At 41.0% G+C, this 22,953-nt stretch carries 20 protein-coding genes; 18 read left to right on the forward strand and 2 right to left on the reverse strand.

What is annotated here, in order from left to right; translation table 11 throughout:
* Positions 1–3: 3 nt before the first annotated feature.
* The 8 genes from AC3WLU_RS22775 to AC3WLU_RS22810 all read left to right on the forward strand — a co-directional run bounded on the left by AC3WLU_RS22775 (position 4) and on the right by AC3WLU_RS22810 (position 10,986).
* The gene (locus AC3WLU_RS22775) at positions 4–993 is read left to right on the forward strand and encodes a heme-dependent oxidative N-demethylase family protein (protein WP_492597980.1); all 990 of its coding nucleotides are present in this window, start codon (positions 4–6) and stop codon (positions 991–993) included.
* A gap of 12 nt (positions 994–1,005) precedes the next feature.
* On the forward strand, positions 1,006–1,524 hold the full coding sequence (locus AC3WLU_RS22780) for a hypothetical protein (protein ID WP_098865360.1): 519 nt from the start codon (positions 1,006–1,008) through the stop codon (positions 1,522–1,524).
* Between the two features lie 5 nt (positions 1,525–1,529).
* On the forward strand, positions 1,530–2,495 hold the full coding sequence (locus tag AC3WLU_RS22785) for a PDR/VanB family oxidoreductase (protein ID WP_492597981.1): 966 nt from the start codon (positions 1,530–1,532) through the stop codon (positions 2,493–2,495).
* A 54-nt stretch (positions 2,496–2,549) separates the two neighbouring features.
* A complete protein-coding gene (locus AC3WLU_RS22790; RefSeq protein ID WP_492597982.1) occupies positions 2,550–4,043 on the forward strand; it encodes an aldehyde dehydrogenase family protein in 1,494 nt (497 codons plus the stop codon).
* 1,216 nt (positions 4,044–5,259) lie between these two features.
* On the forward strand, positions 5,260–6,864 hold the full coding sequence (locus AC3WLU_RS22795; RefSeq protein WP_492597983.1) for a sigma-54 interaction domain-containing protein: 1,605 nt from the start codon (positions 5,260–5,262) through the stop codon (positions 6,862–6,864).
* Positions 6,865–6,995: 131 nt separating this feature from the next.
* A complete protein-coding gene (locus AC3WLU_RS22800; protein WP_328110415.1) occupies positions 6,996–8,147 on the forward strand; it encodes an iron-containing alcohol dehydrogenase in 1,152 nt (383 codons plus the stop codon).
* A gap of 14 nt (positions 8,148–8,161) precedes the next feature.
* Positions 8,162–9,550 carry a solute carrier family 23 protein gene (locus tag AC3WLU_RS22805; protein WP_145504752.1) on the forward strand — a complete coding sequence of 463 codons (1,389 nt, stop codon included), beginning with the start codon at positions 8,162–8,164 and terminating at the stop codon, positions 9,548–9,550.
* Entirely contained in the window at positions 9,547–10,986 is a 1,440-nt protein-coding gene (locus AC3WLU_RS22810) for an NAD-dependent succinate-semialdehyde dehydrogenase (protein ID WP_440439254.1), read from the forward strand. Before AC3WLU_RS22805 ends, AC3WLU_RS22810 begins: the two co-directional genes overlap by 4 nt.
* A gap of 90 nt (positions 10,987–11,076) precedes the next feature.
* Here AC3WLU_RS22810 and anmK read toward each other — a convergent pair whose 3' ends face one another.
* The gene (anmK, locus tag AC3WLU_RS22815) at positions 11,077–12,249 is read right to left on the reverse strand and encodes an anhydro-N-acetylmuramic acid kinase AnmK (RefSeq protein ID WP_492597984.1); all 1,173 of its coding nucleotides are present in this window, start codon (positions 12,247–12,249) and stop codon (positions 11,077–11,079) included.
* A gap of 163 nt (positions 12,250–12,412) precedes the next feature.
* Entirely contained in the window at positions 12,413–14,023 is a 1,611-nt protein-coding gene (locus tag AC3WLU_RS22820; protein WP_492597996.1) for a glycoside hydrolase family 10-like protein, read from the reverse strand.
* A 330-nt stretch (positions 14,024–14,353) separates the two neighbouring features.
* On the opposite strand from AC3WLU_RS22820, the gene murQ reads away from it, so the two are divergent.
* The 10 genes from murQ (at position 14,354) to AC3WLU_RS22870 (ending at position 22,852) form a co-directional block, all read left to right on the forward strand.
* Positions 14,354–15,238, forward strand: a complete 885-nt coding sequence (gene murQ, locus AC3WLU_RS22825; protein ID WP_063575832.1) for an N-acetylmuramic acid 6-phosphate etherase — start codon at positions 14,354–14,356, stop codon at positions 15,236–15,238.
* A 42-nt stretch (positions 15,239–15,280) separates the two neighbouring features.
* Positions 15,281–15,586, forward strand: a complete 306-nt coding sequence (locus AC3WLU_RS22830) for a PTS sugar transporter subunit IIB (protein ID WP_063575833.1) — start codon at positions 15,281–15,283, stop codon at positions 15,584–15,586.
* Between the two features lie 48 nt (positions 15,587–15,634).
* The gene (locus AC3WLU_RS22835; RefSeq protein ID WP_098186345.1) at positions 15,635–16,924 is read left to right on the forward strand and encodes a PTS sugar transporter subunit IIC; all 1,290 of its coding nucleotides are present in this window, start codon (positions 15,635–15,637) and stop codon (positions 16,922–16,924) included.
* Between the two features lie 69 nt (positions 16,925–16,993).
* Positions 16,994–17,278 carry a hypothetical protein gene (locus AC3WLU_RS22840; RefSeq protein WP_063575835.1) on the forward strand — a complete coding sequence of 95 codons (285 nt, stop codon included), beginning with the start codon at positions 16,994–16,996 and terminating at the stop codon, positions 17,276–17,278.
* Positions 17,279–17,318: 40 nt separating this feature from the next.
* Entirely contained in the window at positions 17,319–18,677 is a 1,359-nt protein-coding gene (locus AC3WLU_RS22845; RefSeq protein WP_492597985.1) for a 6-phospho-beta-glucosidase, read from the forward strand.
* A 63-nt stretch (positions 18,678–18,740) separates the two neighbouring features.
* Complete coding sequence (locus AC3WLU_RS22850; RefSeq protein WP_034307713.1) at positions 18,741–19,070, forward strand: PTS lactose/cellobiose transporter subunit IIA; 330 nt, start codon at positions 18,741–18,743, stop codon at positions 19,068–19,070.
* A 14-nt stretch (positions 19,071–19,084) separates the two neighbouring features.
* Positions 19,085–20,188 (forward strand): DUF871 domain-containing protein, encoded by a 1,104-nt coding sequence (locus AC3WLU_RS22855; protein WP_413001006.1) that lies wholly within the window; start codon positions 19,085–19,087, stop codon positions 20,186–20,188.
* A 34-nt stretch (positions 20,189–20,222) separates the two neighbouring features.
* The gene (locus AC3WLU_RS22860; RefSeq protein WP_492597986.1) at positions 20,223–21,119 is read left to right on the forward strand and encodes an N-acetylglucosamine kinase; all 897 of its coding nucleotides are present in this window, start codon (positions 20,223–20,225) and stop codon (positions 21,117–21,119) included.
* 23 nt (positions 21,120–21,142) lie between these two features.
* On the forward strand, positions 21,143–22,009 hold the full coding sequence (locus AC3WLU_RS22865; RefSeq protein WP_054400352.1) for a MurR/RpiR family transcriptional regulator: 867 nt from the start codon (positions 21,143–21,145) through the stop codon (positions 22,007–22,009).
* Between the two features lie 114 nt (positions 22,010–22,123).
* The gene (locus tag AC3WLU_RS22870) at positions 22,124–22,852 is read left to right on the forward strand and encodes a GntR family transcriptional regulator (RefSeq protein WP_477590021.1); all 729 of its coding nucleotides are present in this window, start codon (positions 22,124–22,126) and stop codon (positions 22,850–22,852) included.
* The last annotated feature ends 101 nt before the right edge of the window (positions 22,853–22,953 follow it).

The raw sequence follows: 22,953 nt of genomic DNA on the forward strand, positions 1-22,953 counted from the left end.
TCAATGTTTACACAAAGTTTAGATTTCAAAACAACAGATTTAGATACATTCCCATTTCCATTCACTTCAGGTAACTATCGTTATTCAAACGACTTGAAAAAACTCTCAAACGTTAACTGTATTGAAGTTACACCAGAATACAAACTCCAAGTGGAAACGAAGCGTCGTCTCCTTGAAGAACAGCCGCATATAAGGTTTCAATCTTTTTCACACACAATGGAAATGCAATGGGAAGTGTTGGAAATGCTGATTGACATGGCAGCTGATCGCTATCCGGAGCATTTCGAGGTCATTAAAGATGGTGACAAATGGACTTTCAAGAACCACATTTTCGGGGAAACCGATTCATTCGTGTATGGCGATGCCAGCACGCTTCCAAATGAGCCGCTTGACTATATAGGCCGCCATTTCCATAATGATTTTGTTTTAATGGTTCATCGCGATATTAATTTCTATTTGGAAGTGGGTCAAGTTTCATACGCTGCACTCTTCTCGGCTAACTGGAATAAAGGGATGTCCTTTGATGAGATACATGCACCTGTTCCATTCGTATCACGGAAAGGAGATGAACTCGCAGATCGCGTTCGTAAGTTTTTATTATCCATCGAGCCAGGAAAGCCATGGACACGCATCAATTGGAACCTGATGGCGGACCGTTGGGATGTCAACTATGAAACGATGGATGTCTGGGGACCGCAACGTTCTGAAATAACTCAGGAAAATGCAGGTAAACTTGTTCGTTTGCGTGTTGAAGAACAAAAATTTTATCGCATGCCACGAAGCAACGCCATTCTATTCGTATTGAATACTCAATTCCTGCCGCTAGAGGATTTGACATTGCGCCAGGAGTGGTTTGATCTAACATATAGCGTACTGCAGGATATTCCCGGACCAATGGCTGAATACAAAGGAATTGCCCCATTCCTACCACAATCGGTCGAATATTTGAGGAGTATCGATGAAAAGAAAAAAGCGAAGATAAACAATAAGTAGGAGGATAGGGCCTTGTACAATAGTCCAGTATTGTTTGATAAATCCATTACGATCGTAAACAAATTTACCCCTCGGAATGAACGAAGAAAGTTTGTCGTCATTTCCGATCAAGCCGGATATGATCAGGCGAAAAGTTTCACTTCTGAAATTGCAGGTACAGTGCCTATTGAATGTCTATCCATTAACGGAATGGAAGATAAAGAGGAGATTAAGAGAGTCATACTGTCACAAAAGATGGGCACCCAATTTTATATTGCGGCTGCATGGAACAATGCCGTGATGATCTTCTCGCTCGGAGTGGAGGCTGGTCTATCTGAAGCTGAGATCCAGACGGTGATTATCGGGCCTAAACGACGTTACGTATATTGCATGAAATGTTTCGAAGTGTCGGAAGTCGAAGAAGAATCAGAAATTGCAGAATGTGACCATTGCAAAGCCAGTCTTGAAATAGGTCCTTTTTATTCAATCGTACGGGAAGGTTATATTGGTTACCCATACATCCCGATCGGAAAAGAAGAAGTAGGGAGCTGATCATCATGCGGGTAGTAGGAAATATTCAAATGAAAGTAAACAAGATCATTCAAGAAACTCCATTCGTGAAACAGTTCGAGTTGATTCCAGTTGATGGAAAGCCGTTGCCTGCATTTACAGGCGGTTCGCATTTGACCACTTACATGCCGGCTGGAGATAAGATTTTCGAGCGAGAGTACTCCCTTATCAGCAACCCAAGGGACCGCAATAAATATGCGATTTCCATTCGGCGTGATGAGGCATCACGCGGAGGTTCGGCTTTCTGGCATGATCAAGTAAAGATAGATTCCAGGTTGGAAGTCAGTTTTCCTAAAAATAACTTCCCTCTCAGCTTTCGAGCTAAGCATCATGCTTTTTATGCAGCTGGAATCGGCATAACCCCCTTTCTGGCAATGATGGAAGACATGGCCGCCGAAGGGCAAACCTTCGAACTCCATTATGCTGCACGCACTCCGGAGTTATGTGCTTTTTATGATCTGCTGAAAGCCAAATACAATGATCAATGCACCTTTTATTTTTCACAGGCAGAAGACAAACGCAGAATGATGCCCGAGACGATGATGGATCATCGCATTGGCACGCACGTCTATTTTTGCGGACCAATCGAGATGGTGCAAGAGTATCGAAAAGCTGCCAGTTCCTATGGTTATCCGGAACATGCCATCCACTTCGAATTATTTGCGGCAAAAAATGATGGGGCGAGAAATCCTTTCATCGTTGACCTTACGGAAAGCGATCGGTCCATCCGCGTTCAGGAGGGTGAAACACTGCTTGATGCGCTTTTAAGGGAAGGAATCGATGCACCTTATTCTTGTAAAGTAGGCGGGTGCGGAAGTTGTGAGGTGGATGTTGCAGAAGGTGAAGTGGATCACCGTGATTTCTTCCTTAGCGAAGAAAACCGTCAAACACGGAAATCAATCCTGACATGCTGCTCACGTGCGAAGGACGACAGACTGGTCTTAAAACTGTAACGATTAAATCCCGTACAGATTATAAAAAAATAATGAAAACCGGAGGAATGAAACATGACAATATTAGAAACGGCAGTATTAGAGCTTAAAAATTACATCGACGGTAAGTGGCAGACCTCATCTTCAAATGAAGTAATCCCGGTAATCAATCCTGCAACACAGGAAGTCATCGCAAAAGCTCCGCGTGCCACCAAAGAAGATACAGAAAGGGCAATCTCAGTAGCGAAGGCAGCCTTTGAAAGTGGAATCTGGTCTGGCCTAACAGCACAGGAGCGTGCTTCCTACCTATATAAAATCGCTGATAAAATTGATGAACGTGCCGAAGAGTTAACGATTCTTGAAACAATGGACAACGGGAAACTTAAAGCAGAGGCAGGTTTCGATATTGCTGATGCCGCCGCGTGTTTCCGTTACTACGCTGGTTTGGTCCTTCATCCAGAAGGGGAAACGTATCAAGTTCCCGCACCCGTGCAAGCGATGGTTGTTCGTGAGCCAGTAGGTGTAGCCGGTTTGATTGTACCTTGGAATTTCCCACTTCTAATGAGTGTCTGGAAAATCGCACCGGCGCTTGCGGCAGGAAACAGCATTGTATATAAACCGGCTGAAGTAACACCTGTAACAGCAATGAAATTATTCGAAATCCTGGAGGAAGCAGGCATCCCGAAAGGTGTGGCTAATATGGTGATGGGCCGCGGCACCGTTGTCGGTCAAACCATCGCGGAAAGCAACGATGTTGACATTGTTTCATTTACAGGAAGTACGGATGTTGGGCGCTCCATCATGAAGGCGGCAGCGGGCAACTTAAAGAAAATTTCCCTTGAGCTTGGCGGTAAATCACCTAACATCGTTTTTGCAGATGCAGATTTAGAGACAGCCGTCGATTATGGATTATTTGGCATCTTCTTCGGTGCCGGTCAAGTTTGTTCATCAGGCAGCCGAATTCTAGTTGAAGAAAGTATTTATGATGAATATGTAAAGCGCTATGTTGAACGCGCAAATAAAATTAAAGTTGGACCTGGACTTGCAGAAGACAGCAACATGGGGGCCATTGTCAGCGAAGCACAAATGATTAGCATTTTGAACTATATTGAAATCGGCAAACAGGAAGGTGCGACACTTGCGGCAGGCGGGTACCGTCTTGTTGATGACGGTCTTGACAAAGGGTACTTCATTGCACCGACTGTCTTCACCGATGTAACACCTGACATGCGCATCGTACAAGAGGAGATCTTCGGTCCAGTCGTTGTCATTCAAAAGTTCAAAGATGAAGAAGAAGCTATTAAACTGGCAAATGATACAGACTACGGACTTGCAGGCGGCGTCTTCACGAACGATGGAGCAAAAGGATTGCGTGTGATCAAGAAGGTACGGGCAGGCATCACATGGGTAAATGATTATCATCCAACATATGTCGAGGCACCATGGGGCGGTTACAAACAGAGCGGGATTGGACGCAGTTTAGGAAAATACGGTTTGGACGAATACCAGGAAATTAAACAAATCAACATCAATCTCGATGTAAAACCCGTCGGCTGGTTTCCAAAATAATCATATGATTAGAGAGGAGACAAACTACTTACCATAATTTAACCAAAGGGGTCCGGAAGTGAAAAATATCGCCCCCTTATGGAATTTCCTTTGAAATTTTGTCCAAGGTTAATCAATGGCAGGTTCGCTGGCTAAAGTAATCATTTCAAGTTGATCTCGGAATAGAATCATGTTTAAAAAGCATACACATCACCTTAAGCTTTTAACCTACTAAAAGAGTTCTATCAAAGTTGTTTGGAACGGAATGTATGAAACTCCTGCTGGAAAAGCGCGTCCAAGGGAGACAACGCATGCGCAAAGGGCGCCCCGAAGAGGCTACCGGACCGCCCGCGGAAAGCGAGTGCCTGGAGAGGAAATCAGATCAGATTTTACTAACCTTCAAAAAAGTTCCGGTTGATTTCAGAAATCCAGTAAGGTTGCATTACTAATAAAAAAGTAAAAAATCATGTAGTATAACCAAATTTTTTAAAAATCAAGGGTCAGAGTGAGAGCATTCGGCCCGGTCAGACAATAAATTAATTCAAGAAAAGTCAGTTCACTTAGATTTTTTCTAAAAAACATTCCAGTTGATTGGAACGGAAGGTACGAGACTCCTGCGGGAAAAGCGCGTCCAAGGGAGACCCCGCAGGCACAAAGGTGCCGAGGAGGCTCCCGGACCGCCCGCGGAAAGCGAGTGCCTGGAGAGGAAATCAACGTTCAATTTGTCTACAATCTGAAACCTAATCCAAATACGGATTAGGTTTTTTCAAATTGTCGAGAAACTTTTTAAAACACTTAACAAATAGTTCTTAACCCTTAAAGTATCTGAAATTAAAAAATCTCAAGGAATGAGCCATTTCGTAGGCATTTTTATTATGCAACAAAAGGACAAGTTTTCCTATGATGATTGAAAATGGATTTGAGCATAAAAAACACCATTGATATGATAAAAGTAACATACCATTGCTATTTATCGTTTTAATCAGAAATAGGGCAATGAGATTGAATCGTTTTACCGGTACAGCATTTATTCTTGGTGTCGTTGATTGTCGTACATAGTATCATTAAAAAGAAAAAGGAAAAAACATTACAATAATGCTCACACAATATAAGTTAATAAGTTTATTGCCTTCTTTAATATGAAAAGACTAGGAAGCCGACAGGACCTTCAAAAAGTCTTCAATCAAGGAGGAATCGTTCTATCAAATATTAAAGGCCAGCCAGGGAGTGGATATTGATGACTAAGTTTTATTCGGATATGACAGTGGAGGAAGCAATATCTTGTTTCCCGATAGGAAGCACTGAAGTGGAAGTTTTGGATGATTCAGAGGATTTCATCGGATTTTTGACAATAGAGGCTTTATCAGCGGCAGTGCAGCAGAGTGATTTGACGAAGCCCATTTCTCATTTCATTACGGTTAATGCACCGCTGCAAAATTTACGGAATTACTCAATACCATATGATCAATTTCAAGCATTCTTTGAGAGTGATTTATGCAGGGTTGTTTTTAATGCTCTGTATGATGGCGTGTATATCACGGATGGTGATGGAACGACATTATTTATCAATCAAGCCTATCAACGTATTACTGGAATAAGAGAAGAGGAAATCATCGGAAAACCGATGAGTTATTTAATTGAGCAAGGTATGATATCTGTTTCAGCTTCATTGGATTCCATTCGAACGAAGAATCAAGTTACTTTGACACAAAGAATTCGAAATGGAAGGAAGATTATCGTATCGGCCACACCTATTCTATCGCCACAGAATGAAGTCATATTTGTCATAAATAGTGTCAGGGATATTACTGAATTAATCCGGATGAAGTATACGATTGACAGCCAAAAGTTATCTTTCCAACCTATTTCCCAATTATTGCCTGGATCGGAACAGGTCAATTTACAGGAAATAATCATTGGTCCTTCTACAACTCCTTTATTCAAACTGGCTGATAAAGTGGCTAAAACGGATGCGAAGATCTTGTTACAGGGGGAAACGGGAGTAGGGAAGAGTTTAATCGCCAAGTACATACATGCCAAAAGCTCCAGAAAGGAAAAAATTTTCCTTGAATTAAATTGCGGAGCCATTCCAGCGAACTTGGTGGAATCTGAACTTTTTGGATATGAACCAGGGGCATTTACCGGATCCCTTAAGAATGGAAAAATGGGGATTTTTGAAAAAGTGAATGGTGGCACGTTATTTTTGGACGAAATTGGGGATTTACCTTTAGAGTTACAGGTGAAACTTTTGAAAGTGGTAGAAGAAAACAAGTTTATGAGAGTGGGTTCTACCGAAATGAAAGAAGTGGATGTCAGGTTAATTACAGCCACCCATCGTGATCTGGCCTCCCTCGTGCAAGAAGGATCCTTCCGCGAAGATCTTTATTACCGGCTTAATATCGTTTCCTTTGAAGTCCCGCCTTTACGCCAGAGAAAGGAAGAAACGATCCCGCTTTTAGAAATGTATTTGAAAAAATTCAATGAAAAATATAAAGAGAAGAAAAAGATGACACCGGAATGCTATGAATGGCTGACGAACTATTCGTGGCCTGGCAATATACGTGAGCTTGCGAGTCTTGCAGAGCGGCTGGTCGTCACGACATATGATGATACGATTGATTTACCTAATTTACCATCTTTCATCCAGCCGGTCTTATCAAAAAAAACGACAACACATTCTTTGAAGGAAGCCGTTTCCGAGCTGGAGCGTTCACTGATATTGAATGCGATGAAAAAATATGGGACTACAAGGGCCGCCGCCATCTCTTTGGATATCAGTCAAAGCGCTTTGGTGCAAAAAATGAAAAAATTTCACATTCGATTAGAAAACGAATCGAATTAGTTTTTTTGATTTGATTTCTACTCATTATTGATCCTGTTACCCATGAAAAAAAGGGTATCTCCCTTATGAATTAAGCGTTTTCACTTTGGCATGATTCCTGCATTAGTAAAAACATGAAAGGGGAGATAACCATGAATATTTCTATTTTTTCTATGGCTAACAAATTGGTGACAGGAGCAGACTCTTTACAGCAGCTGACTGATGAGGCTACGCGATTAGGGATGAGGAATCCGTTGATCGTTACAGATAAAGTTTTAGTGGGTGCCGGGGTTGTACAAAGGGTTGAGGATTTACTTTCATCAGCATACGGTATTTTCTCGGATGTGAATCCAGAACCGGAAATTGAAATCGTTGAGCATTGTGTACGGACAATCAAGGACGGAAAACATGATGGACTGATTGCGGTAGGAGGTGGAAGTGCGATTGATATTGCAAAAGCCTCTTCTGTCATGGCTACGAATTCAGGCAGCATCGAGACCTATTTCGGTACGAACTTGATTGAAGTTCCAGGTCTCCCTTTAATAGCTATACCCACGACGGCAGGGACCGGGTCAGAAGTGACGAATATTTCGATTTTATCGGACAAGAAAGAACAGGTAAAGAAGGGAATCGTAAGTCCGTACCTTTTACCGGATGTAGCGATTGTATCACCCGTCATGACGCTGACTTGCCCGCCAAGTGTGACTGCTGCGAGCGGAGTGGATGCACTTGTTCATGCCGTAGAGGCCTATATTTCCAAATTTGCGTCGCCCGTTACAGATGCCTTGGCAATTGGGGCCATGAAGTTAATCGCTGTACATTTACCAAAGGCTTATGCTGCGCCGGATAATCTGGAAGCACGGGAAGCGATGATTACTGGAAGCCTAATGGCAGGGTTAGCTTTTGGCAATGCAGGTGTTGGAGCTGTTCATGCCTTAGCTTATCCGCTTGGAGGCCGCTTCCATTTATCACATGGAGTCAGCAATTCATTATTACTGCCATTTGTCATGAAGTGGAATAAAATTGCCTGTTTGGAAAGGTTTCGCGACATTGCTGAAGCACTTGGAGAGAAAGTCAATCATTTAAATGATGATGAGGCAGCGGATAAAGCGATAGAAGCGATGACCAGAATATGTCGCTATGTTGATATACCACAGTCACTAAGTGAATTTGAGATTCCTGAATCGGCTTTAAGTGAAATGGCTGCCGAAGCCATCAAACAAGTCCGTTTACTTCGCAATAATCCCCGTGCATTAAACGTTCGGGATATCGAAAAAATATACCGTTCAGCCTATGGCTTTTAAGTGGAGGAAACATTATGAAATGGAAAAAACGCCGCTACGGAGAAGAGACATCGTATATACCTGCGGGACCTTTTAAGATTAGACTGCCATTTGTCCATTATCGTTTTGAGTGGCCTGACTACGTTCAAGGATTATTGATGTGTGCAGTTGACCTTGGAGCGATAACGCTGCTTGCAGACCATCTCGGTATGCCTTTTGACGTGGCTCTAGCCGTCGTTATCTTGAATGGATTATTATACTTGGCGCATCATTTACTCGGGGACCCGGTTATACCAGGTTGGATTACACCTGCGGTTCCATTGCTTGTATTATTCGTCGGGCAATTTCCGGAGGGGCCTGATCGGGTCTATGCACTGGTTGCGTTTCAATTAACATTAGGTATTTTATCGATATTGCTAGGAATGACCGGACTTGCCAGTAAGGTCGTGCGACTAGTGCCGAATGCAATCAAATCAGGCATTATTTTAGGGGCGGGTATTGGTGCTGTCGTTTCCATTTTTGAAGTGGGTGGAAAGTTTGATTTATTTCCTTATACAATTAGCATTTGTATCGGCTTTGCTTTTTATCTGCTTTTTTCGAAAAGTTTTGGAAAATTGAAAATGCGAAATAAAGCTTGGGTATTCATAGGGAATTTAGGGATATTGCCGGCAATTTTACTCGCGGTCTTTGTAGCCCCGATTTTTGGAGAAGCAAAATGGCCTGATATCCAATGGGGATTCAGCAGTCCGGATTTTGCTACGCTATGGTCAGACTATACTGTTTTCGGTTTAGGTTTTCCTGCCTTGACCTTCTTTTTAAGTGCGATTCCAGCTGTTTTTGCTACTTATTTAGTCGTATTCGGGGATGTGCTCAAAACAAAAGCGCTGCTTTCTGAATCCGATGAGGTCAGGGAAGATGAAAAGGTGGACTATAATCCAAACAGAGCCCATTTAATTTTTGGCGGCCGAAATGTGATCATGAGTTTTATCGGACCTGATATAACAATGTGCGGTCCGTTGTGGGCAGCCATGCAGGTCGTGGTTGTGGAACGGTTCAAGAATGGCAAGAAAGCGATGAATTCTTTCTTCGGCGGTGCCGGCTCGTTCCGTTGGGGTACGAATACAGGGTTATTCCTATTGCCGGTAGTCAGCCTGGTGGAACCCATTCTCGGTGTCGCCTTGGCCTTGACGCTTTTGGTTCAAGGATATGTTAGCGTACGCGTAGGCGTGATGCAGGCGAAGAGCCAACGCGACCTCGGAATTGCAGGTGTCGTTGCTGCCATCCTTGTTATAAAAGGTGCTGGCATGGCGTTTGCTGCAGGCATTCTATTATGTGTCCTATTATATGGCAAGGACTTTTTCAAAGGAGAGAATGATAAGACTTTTACAGATCATGGAGAAGAAGAGGAGAGTAAGGCATCATGAAAAAAGTAGTGGAAAAATGGCCAATTTATATTAATGGCGCACCTATTCATACAGAAAGTCATTTTGTAGTGGAAAATCCAGCAACATTGGAGCCTGTGGGCTATGTTCCGGACGCTAACGAAAAAGAGGCAAAGGCTGCTGTGGATGCAGCTCAAGCTGCTTTTCTGACTTGGTCGAAAACGAGTGCATACCATAGGGCGGAATTACTAGAGAAATGGTACACCATCATTGAGAACAGGCTGGATGAAATCGCAACGATCATGACCCTGGAACAAGGAAAGCCATTGGCAGAGGCAAAAGGTGAAATGAAGTATGCCTCAAGTTTCGTGAAATGGTTCGCTGAAGAAGCAAAGCGCAACTATGGGGAAATCATACCAGCCTCCGTTGCATCAAAGCGTATTTTAGTGCAAAAGCAGGCAGTCGGTGTCATTGCTGCCATTACCCCGTGGAATTTTCCTGCTGCCATGATCACGAGAAAAGTGGCGCCAGCTCTTGCTGCGGGATGTACCGTGGTCATAAAACCCGCGGAACAAACGCCTTTGACAGCTTTGCTATTGGTTGAAAGTGCTCATGAAGCGGGCATTCCGGCTGGTGTGATAAATATTGTAACTACACAAAAACCGGGAGATGTATCAGACGTGTGGATGAATGATTCACGTGTTAAGAAGATCACATTTACCGGCTCCACTCCAGTAGGGAAATATTTAATGAAAAAGGCGGCAGAAACAGTGAAAAAAGTCTCGCTTGAACTCGGTGGATTGGCTCCGTTCATCATTGCTGAGGATGCGAATATCGAAGAAGCAGTAAATGGTTTGATTCAATCGAAATTCAGGAATGCTGGACAAACATGTATTTGTGCGAACAGGATATTCGTCCATGAGACAATTGAACAGCCGTTTTTACAAGCTTTCGAACAAGCCGTTTTAGCTTTGAAGGTTGGAAATGGAATGGAAGGAGCCGATCTTGGTCCATTGATAGATGGAGCTGCAGTTAAAAAGGTTCGGCTTCAATTGGAGGATGCTGCAAGTAAGGGGGCCATCCTCCATAACACCTCAAAAGTCGATGAACAACAAGGCCATTTCATAGCACCAGCCATACTTTCCAATGTAACGGATGATATGCTGTGCATGCAGGAAGAAACGTTTGGGCCAATTGCGCCAGTCAGTACATTCAAAACCGATCAAGAAGCGATAGATCGAGCCAATAACACGAATTTTGGCTTGGCAGCTTATGTGTATACCGAGTCACTTAATAAGGCGGTTGCCTACTCGGATGCACTTGAATATGGGATTGTCGGTATTAATGACAGTGCCCCATCCACTGCACAAGCGCCATTTGGAGGCATGAAGGAAAGCGGTATAGGCAGGGAAGGCGGACACTACGGCATGGATGAATATTTAGAAGTGAAGTATGTCTCCATGCAGCTTGGCAAGTAAAAAAACAGAAGGGTCCGCCATGATTCTTAAGGCAAAAAAAGAGTGGAAGGCACATCAATTATCGATGTGCCTTCCACTCTTTTTCAATGGTTAAAATGCATTTTTACGTCCATTCAGATAGGAAGGAGGAAAGGTCATGTTTCCAAGGATGACATCGAAGTCAGCACCGGTAGCCTTGGGAACGTTACTTGTATGACCATGGAAAGTCTCATTTGCAAGTAATGCAAAGGCCACCGCTTCTTTCGCTTCAGAAGAGTATCCCAACTCTTCTTGAGTCAAAACTCGAATAGAATTTCCAAGCAGTGATTGAATCATGTTTAATAACGTTTTGTTATAGCTGCCACCGCCGCCAATGATCACTTCTTCAATACTGGTTTTTGGAAAGATGAAATTTCGATAGTTTTCCACAATGGACTTTGCTGTGAACATTGTTACTGTTGCCAAAATATCTTGGTTTGGAAGCGATTCAAACATCTTTAATAGTTTTACTACATATTGCTTTCCAAACAATTCCCTGCCCGTTGATTTTGGTGGAGGGCTCATAATATAAGGATGACTGATACAATAAGATAAAAGTTCGTCATTGATTTGTCCTTGTTTAGCTATGTTTCCACCTTCGTCATAGCTTATATTGAACAATTGGCGGCATACTTCATCAATGATCATATTCCCAGGCCCTGTATCAAAAGCGTACATGTCATCCAAAGATGCTTGCTTGGGTAAGACGGTTACATTTCCAATGCCACCTATGTTTTGAAGTAATCGTCCCTTTGCTTCACTTCTATAAAGAATGTATTCGGTAAAAGGAACAAGAGGAGCTCCTTGTCCACCAGCAGCCATGTCCATCGTCCGGAAATTAGAGATTACAAGTGTGTTTGTATCATGAGCAATTACTGCAGCTTCCCCAATTTGCAAAGTGGAGGGTATATAATTTTGTTCTTTTAAAGGCTGGTGGTAAATGGTTTGTCCATGGGATCCAATAAGATCAAGTTTATTAATGGGAAGTCCAGCTTTATGACAAACTTCCTTTACGGCATTGGCAAATAATTTCCCTAATTTAAAATTCAAACTGCATATTAACTGCACATTGGATGTATCTGCAGATAAAGACTGCATAATTTCTTTTTCAATTTCTTTTGGAAACGGGCATGTCATGAACTCAATCATTTCGATTTCAGTTTCGAGTCCACTTTTATTCACCCGAACGAGTGCGGCATCAATTCCATCCAGTGATGTTCCTGACATTAATCCAACTATGTACATCGTCATTCCACCTACTTCGATTCTTTTTTCATCCTGATATAGCATAATATACAACAGTGTATGCTATTAAGATAAAACCTTTTCCAATATATTGTTTATGGTTGCTTTACGTCCATTGTTCACTGAGAAGGGCCTTTTAAACTATAATGCTATTTCCTGAAGATCATTGTACTTTTATATCAATCTGTTTAGTTTGTTTGCTTTCATTGTGGGTGCGGTCCAATGCTGTCACAACATATGTGTAAGTCTTTCCTTTTTCTACACTGCCGTCATTAAACAATTGACTTGTATTTTCCTTATGCACTGTGGCAAGTAAGTTCGTTGAATCTTCAATGTTTCCTTTTTTCTTCCCATCAAAACGATAAATGGCATAATAGGTTGCATCTGATTGCTTATGATCTTGAATTTCGAATTGTATCCCATCTCCTGATTGTGTGGCCTTGCTCACCTTTGGGGCCTTTGGTGCATGATCATCAATCCAAGGCATGGCTGGAACCAATGCGGGATGCTTATAAATATCCTCGCTTAAGCGATCCGCTATCCCAAGAGGGTTTTTCCGTAAATCCTTGGCACTGAAATGCATGCTTCCATCAAATTCCTTATATGTTCGATTCAGTTTTAACTGGTTGGGCATTTCTTCAGGGTTGAACCAGTTTTGCACACCATTGGACTCTGTATTAATTTTATAGTCTCCCTGTCCAATATAGAGTTGAACATTTTTTCCTGCGACTTCTTTTGTCCACCAATCTAGAAGTTTGGCATAGTCAGCTACTGGCAATCCTATATTCCAATATAATTGAGGGGCAATATAATCAATGTATCCATTATTGATCCATGTTCGGGTATCTGCATATAAATCATCATAATTCGTTTGTCCAGCGGCAGTGTCAGAACCTGTGGGATCAACTGCTTTGTTGCGCCAAACTCCAAATGGACTTATACCAAACTTCACAAAAGATTTTTCTGCCTTGATTTCTTCGTTTATATTCTTAACAAGGTTATTTACATTATCCCTGCGCCAATCTTCAACATTTGTAAATCTATCTGCTCCATATTTTTGATAGGAAATATCATCTGGGAAAGGTACTCCTGCAATCTTGTAAGGATAGAAATAATCGTCCATATGGACTGCATCGATATCATAATTCTTAACAACTTCCAATATTCCATCGATCACAAACCGTTGTACGCCAGGAATGCCTGGGTCAAAGTACAATTGCTGTCCATATGGTATGACCCAATCCGGATGCTTTCTAGCAGGATGAGATTCTGGAAGATTATCAATATCCGCTATTTCAGCTGTTTTACCTAAAGGCATCGTAATGCGGTACGGATTAAACCACGCATGGAATTCCATATTACGATCATGTGCCGCTTCTACCATGAATGCAAGAGGGTCATACCCAGGATCTTTTCCTTGGACCCCTGTTAAATATTTTGACCAAAGACCGTATTCAGAAGGATAAAAAGCATCCGCAGTGGGTTTGATTTGCATAACGACAGCATTCATCCCCATCGCTTTTTGTTCATCCAAATATTTTATGAATTCTTCTTTCTGTGCTGATATGGATAAACCAGGTTTGGACGGCCAGTCAATATTTAACACACTTGCAATCCAAGTTGCCCGCAGTTCCTGTTTTACATAAGTGGTTGCTTGCGGGATTGTCCCTGATTCTGCATTTGCAATCAAATCAGCTGGAAGGAGAAGTGATCCTCCCACCAAAGCGGCTAGTGCCAATGAACCCAATTTTATCTTTGTAATTCTTTCATGCATCAATAGTACAACCTCATTTCATTACTAATATTTATATTTAATTATTTGTAAGCGTTAACAAATAATGAATATATGAATTTGTCATCTATGAATAGTGAGATAAGATCTAACAATAAAAAGAATCGTAGGTTTGGTTCACTAAATGGCTACTCGGTTTACATTTTTTATTTTTAGCAGAAAGATAACAATCAATTAGTTATCTTACTTTTATATTAAAATTAAATTTTAAAAATGTATATACAATATTGAAATTAAATTTTAATAGTGATATAGTCTCTTTAGCTAATAAAGTTTCACCTTTCACCACTGAAATAAAAAAGGATGATATGTATGCTAGAGCATTTAACGACAGAGAGTCGTAATGAAAAGACCATGAGTTTAGATGAAATGGGAACTCTTGAATTTTTAGAAGTGATGAACGAAGAAGACATTAAAGTTGCCCATTGTGTAAAAAAAGAACTTCCGCAAATTTCTAAAGCTGTGGACATGATCGTTGAAGCCATGAATAAAAACGGCAGATTAATTTACATGGGTGCAGGAACAAGCGGGCGCATCGGTTTATTGGATGCAGTAGAATGTCCCCCGACATTCAATACCGATCCGAGTGAAGTAGTGGGTCTCATAGCTGGTGGGGAAAAGGCTTTCATTAAGGCGGTTGAAGGTGCTGAAGACAGTTTTGAATTAGGTCCTGAAGATTTGAAGAAAATCGAATTGACAAACAGGGACGTCGTAGTGGGCATTGCAGCTAGTGGACGCACTCCATATGTTATTGCTGGATTGGAATATGCCAATCAAGTTGGTGCAGGAACTGTGTCGATAAGCTGTAACAAAGGTTCCGAAATAGGTAAGATTGCAAAAGTTGCGATTGAAGTGGTAAATGGGCCTGAAGTCCTGACGGGTTCTACACGTTTAAAAGCTGGAACATCGCAAAAGTTAGTATGCAATATGCTTTCCACCGCCTCAATGGTTGGAGTTGGAAAAGTTTATGGGAATTTAATGGTAGATTTACAGTTAACTAATGAAAAGCTGGTTGAACGTGCAAAACGTATTATCATGGATGCTACTGACTGCAGCTATGAAATTGCAGATGAATTTTTAGAAAAGGCACATGCCCAGCCTAAAATCGCCATTGTCATGATTTTAACGAATGTATCATATGAAGAAGCGTCAAATCGTTTAGTGAAGGCACAAGGATTCATAAGAAAAACGATTTAACGCTTTTTATAAAAAAAAATCAAAAAATTGGAGGAACAAATAATGAAGGTATTATTCGTATGTTCAGGTGGAATGTCCAGTGCAATCGTTGTAAGCGCTTTAAAAAAGGAAGGGGAAAAACAGGGTATAAACATAGAAGTATTGGCGGTCGGCACACAAGAATTCGATGCAGAAGTACGAAATGGCTGGGATGTTGCGATGGTAGCTCCGCAAGTCAAACATCGTTTCGACGGCTTTAAGGCTTCTGCAGATGAAGCGGGCGTCCCATGTGAAGCCATTCCAGCTCAAGCCTACAGCCCTCTTGGCGGACCTAAGCTACTTAAACTTGTAACGGAACTAGTAAAATAATAAACGGACCACTATTCTTATCACTAAACGTAAAAGGGGAAAACACGAATGGACAAGTTTGTAGCTTTTTTAGAAAATAATCTTTCAACACCTATGGCTAAATTGTCTGAGCAAAAGCATTTACGCGCAATTAGGGATGGTGTGGTTTCCGCGTTACCATTCATCATCTTTGGCAGTTTATTCTTGATCATTGCATTTCCGCCCGTTGCAGCAGATACTGCATTAGGTGAATGGTCTGCAAAACATATAGCTGAAATTTTAATTCCATATCGATTAACGATGTTTATCATGACGCTATATATTACTTTTGGTATTGGCTACAGCTTATCTCAAAGCTATAAACTTGATCCGCTATCTGGAGGTTTACTATCATTGGCAGCCTTCTTGTTCACAATTGGTGTAAAAATGATGGACGATGTGGGGTTTGTTTTGCCAATGACAAATCTCGGTGGCCATGGCCTTTTTGTAGGAATGCTTGTATCCATTTTTGCTGTCGAAATTCTACGTTTTTGTAAAACAAAAAATATCACGATTAAAATGCCGGATTCTGTTCCAACTTCAGTAGCCCGTTCATTTGAAGCATTAATTCCAGTTTCAATTGTCCTGCTTGTCATGACTTTAATTACAGTCGTTTTTGCTGTTGATTTACATTCACTTGTTGATAAAGCGGTTGCACCGCTCATCAGTGCTGGCGATACATTGCCAGGTGTATTAATTCCAGTATTTTTGATTACATTCTTCTGGTCATTTGGTATTCACGGCGTATCGGTAGTAGGTGCCGTAGCTCGTCCGGTATGGGAAGTATACTTGGGGAATAACTCGGCAGCAGTTGCAGCTGGAAAGGCAATTCCCCACATAGCACCTGAAACATTCTTCCAATGGTTTATTTGGATTGGTGGATCTGGTGCAACATTGGGATTAGTAATAGCCATGCTCTTAACGGCGAAGTCCAGCTATAGTAAAGCAATGGGGAAAGCAACAATTGTGCCGAGCATTTTTAACATCAATGAACCTGTTATCTTTGGGATGCCGATTGTACTAAACCCGGTACTGATTATTCCATTCATCATTACACCGCTGATTGGAGCAACACTTGCATATATAGCAACGTCCATCGGACTTGTGAACCCGACATATGTAATGGTTCCCTGGACATTGCCCGCTCCAATAGGTGCCTACCTTTCAACGGGCGGGGATTGGAGAGCCATTGTTCTCGTGATGGTGAATTTAACCATTTCGGTCCTTATATATCTGCCATTCTTTAAGATGTACGATAAAAAGCTTTTAGCACAGGAAAACATGGTAGAAACAACGGATAATAAAAATATCGCTTTATAAGGAATACCTAAAAGGGAGTTTGGGACTAATGCTCCAAACTCCTTTTATAAATTGAGAGGAGGAAAGGACATGAATTCAACATCCAGAATTCACTTTTTTAGTTACAAAAGTGCCTTTCTATTTTTTGGCTTCATTCTTGTTTTTAATTTTATCTTTAACAGATTAATGGATGCCTTTGAGATAAATAAACAATTATCACTGTACTTAGGAAATACCTTTGCCATAAGCGCAGGATTGACGATGGTTGTTTGTTTTGTTGAAGGTAAGTTTAAAAACAAGAAACAAGCAACGCTATTATTCTTGTCTTTATTAGCGGTAAGTGCACTGGTTTGTTATGCAATAATCTATAAATGAATGAAGAATCCAGATTAGCTTACGATGAGGTGTTGGGGAAATGGAAATGGAAAAAGGGCTGAAGATTGCCACAATCGGTGGAGGCTCCAGTTATACGCCAGAATTAATAGAAGGATTTATAAAACGATATGATGAGTTGCCTATTAGGGAACTGTGGTTAGTGGATATTGAGGCAGGAAAAGAAAAACTGGAGATTGTAGGAACCTTGGCAAAACGGATGGTTGAAAAAGCAGGACTTCCAATGGAAATACATCTAACGTTAGACCGCCGTCAAGCCTTGCAAGATGCTGATTTTGTCACAACTCAAATGAGAGTGGGTTTACTTGATGCACGAATCAAGGACGAGAGGATCCCGTTGGAATTAGGATTAATTGGTCAAGAAACAAATGGGGCAGGAGGATTGTCCAAGGCATTACGAACGATACCCATACTTCTGGAAATTGCAGAAGAAATGGAGGAGCTCTGCCCTGATGCATGGTTAATTAACTTCACAAATCCAGCGGGGATGGTAACGGAAGCCCTGCTCCGCTACAGTAAACATAAAAAAGTCATTGGAGTATGCAATGTTCCATTTAATATGCATATGTCTATTTCTAGCATGCTTGGTGTCGATATGAAGAGAGTGCACATAGATTTTGCCGGTTTAAACCACATGGTATTCGGGATGCATGTGTTCGTTGATGATCAAGAAGTAACAGATAAAGTGCTTGAAATGCTTGGCAATCCTGAAATTCAGCTGACAATGAAGAATATTGCCCCATTGGCTTGGAACAGAAGGTTTTTGAAATCTTTAGGAGTGGTGCCTTGCCCGTACCATCGGTATTATTACAAAACAAAAACGATTTTAGAAGAAGAGTTGGAAGCATTCAAATCAGGGAAAACCCGAGCTGAAGTTGTGAAAAAATTAGAAGAAGGTTTATTTGACCTATACAAGGATGAAACCCTTGACATCAAGCCTCCACAACTAGAGCAGCGCGGTGGAGCTTACTATAGTGATGCAGCATGTAACGTCATTTCTTCTATTTATAATGATAAAAAAGACATTCAAGTGCTAAATGTACAAAACAAAGGATCGCTTACTGATATTGATTATGATTCAGCAGTCGAAGTAAGCTGTATCGTCACAAAGAATGGACCAATTCCTTTGGCTATGGGTAAATTACCCTTACAAGTGCATGGCTTGATCCAACAAATCAAATCATTTGAGAGAATTGGTGCTGAGGCAGCCGTTACAGGTTCTTATGATAAAGCGTTATTGGCTTTAACGATCAACCCGCTCATCTCAAGTGATGACCTGGCGGAAATGGTTTTACAAAAACTTTTAAAAGCGCATGAAGAATACTTACCGCGATTCTTCAGTGAAAGTGCTGTTCCATCAAGTGAATGGTGTTTTAACTAGTGAATCTGGATTACAGTAATCCAATGAACCTTCATAATCTAACATAAATGGGAGTGTAATGATATGTCAACTGAACTGAACAATAACGAAATGGAAATTTTTGAAATCATATCACATAGTGGAAATGCAAGAGGATTAGCATTTGAAGCACTGAAAGAAGCGGAAGAATTTAATTTTGAAAAGGCAGAGGAACTAATTAAACAAGGCCAGGAAGAATTGAACATGGCCCATAAAACACAAACCAAGCTCATTCAAGCAGAATTGAATGGAGTTCCAAGTGAGAAAACTTTATTGATGATTCATGCTCAAGATCACTTGATGACTGCAATGAGCGAACAAAAACTAATAGAACACATGATTCGCATAGTAAAAAAGCTAGCCCCACAACAGTAAAGAGGTGATTAAAAATGGGTAAACTCGGTATATCTATCTATCCAGAGCATTCAACCGTTGAAAAAGACATGGAATACATTGCACTTGCACACAAATATGGCTTCAAAAAGATCTTTACTTGCTTGCTTTCTGTCGAAGGAGACAAAGAGAAGATTTTAAAAGAATTTAAAGAAACGATTCATTATGCCAATCAATTGAATATGGAAGTGATGGTCGATATTGCTCCCCGAGTATTCGGTTCACTGGGCATTTCGTATAATGACTTATCATTCTTTGCAGAATTAGGCGCGTATGGAATCAGGCTGGACATGGGTTTTACAGGCAACGAAGAGTCGATCATGACACATAATCCATATGGTCTAAAAATTGAAATAAACATGAGTAATGCAACGAAGTATCTAGAAAATATCATGGATTACAAACCAAATATAGAACATTTAGTTGGATCGCACAACTTCTATCCCCATCGCTATGCAGGATTGAGCTATCCACATTTCATTAAATGCTGTGAGTCATTCAAAAAGCATAATATCCGCACGGCAGCTTTCATAAGCTCACATGCAGCAACGTACGGACCTTGGCCTATAATGGAAGGATTATGTACCTTGGAAATGCACCGGGAATTACCGATTACAACACAAGCGAAACATTTGTATGCAACAGGATTGATTGATGATGTAATCATAGCAAATGCTTACGCATCTGAAGATGAATTGAAACAGCTTAGCTTGTTAAACAGCGGTCTGTTAACATTTAATGTTAACCTTCACGAAACCATAACAGATTTGGAGAAAAAAATAGTATTGGAAGAATTCCATTTTTACCGTGGAGATGTTTCCGATTATCTAATTCGCTCGACTCAATCACGAGTGAAATATAAGAGCGAAGAATTTAAACCAACATATACGCCTGATATTAGAAGCGGTGATATATTAATTGAAAACGAGCTCTATGGACAATATAAAGGGGAATTGCAGATTGCATTGAAGGAAATGAAGAATTCGGGGAAAACGAATGTAGTAGGCCGAATAGCAGAAGAGGAGATTTTTCTCCTCGATTATTTGGAACCATGGGGGAAATTCCAATTCAATATTAATGGATCAGGGAAGGAACGGTGATATTCCTTCCTTTTTTACTGAATAGGAGAATGACATGAATTATATTATCGGTGTTGACGGCGGAGGGACCAAAACTGAAGCAGTGGCTTATGATATGGATGGTAATAAAATTAGTGAATGCAGAGCGGGGTTTGGAAACCTGCTTATTAATGAAAAACAAGCCACCGCTAACATTATACAGGCAATTGAACAAACCATGACTCCTATTGATGATGGCAGCTGCCTATACATTTGTTTAGGATTAGCCGGGTATGGAGGAGTTGAAAATCCGCAGGGCATAAAAAGTGCATTAAGCAAGGCATTTAAGGCGCCGTTCACCATTGTAAATGATGCAATTATCGCTCATGCTGCTTTGCTAAAAGGAAATGATGGCATTTTGACCATATCCGGAACGGGATCTGTAAGTATCGGCATCCATGAAGGAATCGAGAAATCGGCTGGTGGATGGGGACACATTCTTGGGGATGAAGGAAGTGGCTATTGGATCGCCATGCAGGCTTTTATAAGAATGACGCAAGAAGAGGATGAAGGGTATGAATATAGCCATTTAACCGAGTCGATACTGAAAAAACTTGGCTATGTTAATGTAATGGAACTGAAGAAATTCATTTATTCTGCCACGAAATCCGAGATAGCCGCGTTTGTTCCCCTAATAGTCCAACATGCGGAGAAGGGGGATGGCTTCTCGCAAAATATTCTGAATCAGGCCGGGTACCACCTTGCAAAACAAACGCTTGAGGTTATCAAGAAGTTAAAGTTGTGCGAGAATGTTACAATTGCATTAAAAGGTAGCATATTGTCTAATGTACCATTGGTGCAAAGCTCATTCATCAATCATATTAAACTTGAAAACCCAAATGTGAAATTTGTTTTAGAAGACGTATCAGCTACCTTGGGTTGTTACTACATAGCAATGAAGCATTTAAAGTAAGTAGATCAAGGAGAGTAAATCATATGCACGGCGAAAATATTATATTGAGAATTGAAAGTTTATTGAACCAATTGCCCAAATCAGAAAAGAAAATTGCACAATATATTTTAGAAAATCCCAAAGATATAGTAAGAATGACGATACATGAATTGGCCGACCATGCCAACGCAAGCAGTTCGGCAGTAACGAGGTTCTGTCATTCCATAAAAGTTAATAGTTTTTCAGAACTGAAGGTATCCCTATCATCCCTGATTTCCCAGCCGGAGAAAAAAGGTTTCCATGACATTGAGCCTAATGAAACAATAGCATCGATCAAAAATAAAATTGTGTCCAACTCTGTCCAGGCCATACAAGAAACGGCACATTATTTGGATGAGGCCGTTCTTGACAATATCATTGAAACCATGAGGAGTGCAGACGTGATTTATGTCTATGGCTTAGGGGCATCATGGCTCGTTGCTGAAGATATTACACAGAAATGGTTACGGTTAGGAAAGATTGTAAGTGCCAATCAAGACCCGCATATTACGGCCACTGCACTTGCTGCATCATCAAAGAATACCGTTTTTTTCTGTATATCCAATAGTGGCGAAACTGAAGAAATTCTGGAACTCGTTGATATTGCTAAAGCATATGGCATTAAAACAATTGGTTTATCGCGATTGGGGAACAATGGACTAACTAAAAAAGTTGATATGTCACTAAATCATGTCCGTGCACCGGAGGCTAAATTCCGAAGTGCTGCAACAAGTTCGCTATTTGCCCAATTTCTAACGGTCAGCATTATTTTCTATGCGTATGTTTCTAAATACTATAATGAAAATAAAAACGAAATTGAACGTTCAAGGGAATCGGTACTGAAATTCACAAAAAGGAATGTGGATACCTAAATGTGGGCCTAATAAAATGGATAAAATCAACGAACCTAAGTTTTAGCTTGAGATGTTTCCGATCAGGATGCCTTGTAAAAATATACATCACGATGAAAGGAAGATGTAAGCTGAATGATCCAAAAGAGTTCTCCGAGTCCCATTTATCATCAACTTGAAGAGGAGATTAGAGGAGCGATTCAAAGTCTTGAATTGGTGCCAGGAGAGATGATTCCTTCAGAAAAAGAATACACTGAAAAATATGGCATAAGCAGGATGACGGTGAGACAGGCCATTTCTAACCTCGTGAATGGCGGTTATTTATACAGACAGCGCGGAAAAGGAACCTTTGTTGCCGAACAAAAATCGGAGCCGCCCTTGCAAGGTCTGACTAACTTTACAGAGGATATGATTTCAAGAGGACTTAAACCAAGTACGCGAGTTATCAGCTTTACGGAGGTCAAGGCAGATCATGAACTTGCTGCAAATCTTGAGGTTGAAGCAGGAACTGCTATTTTCGAACTGGAACGTGTAAGGCTTGCTGATCGGTTGCCGATGGCATATGAAAAGCTATACATCCGTAAAGATCATGCCCTGGACCTTACGGAAGAAATAGCTGTAAGTGCCATTCATGATTATGTTGAAAAAAAGTTCGGCTTAAAAATCCAGCATGGCAGACAGGTAATTGAAGCCGCCATCGCTCAAAAAAAAGAGGCGGAAATGCTCGGGGTAGCTGAAGGTTCCCCTGTATTGCTGATAGATCGAAGAATTACCCTTGAAACGAATCAACCACTTGCGGTTGTCAGATCTGTCTACCGGGCTGATCGATATATATTCAAAATCAATTTGGAGCGGTTATCGTGAGCAAAATGGGAGTAATAATCCCGTTTACAAAAAGATTACTAAAAAACCCCCCCTGCCCAAATATGGACAAGGGGGGGTTAGTAGAATATCATTTTTCAAGT

The sequence above is a fragment of the Peribacillus sp. FW305-BF15 genome (genome assembly GCF_058783805.1).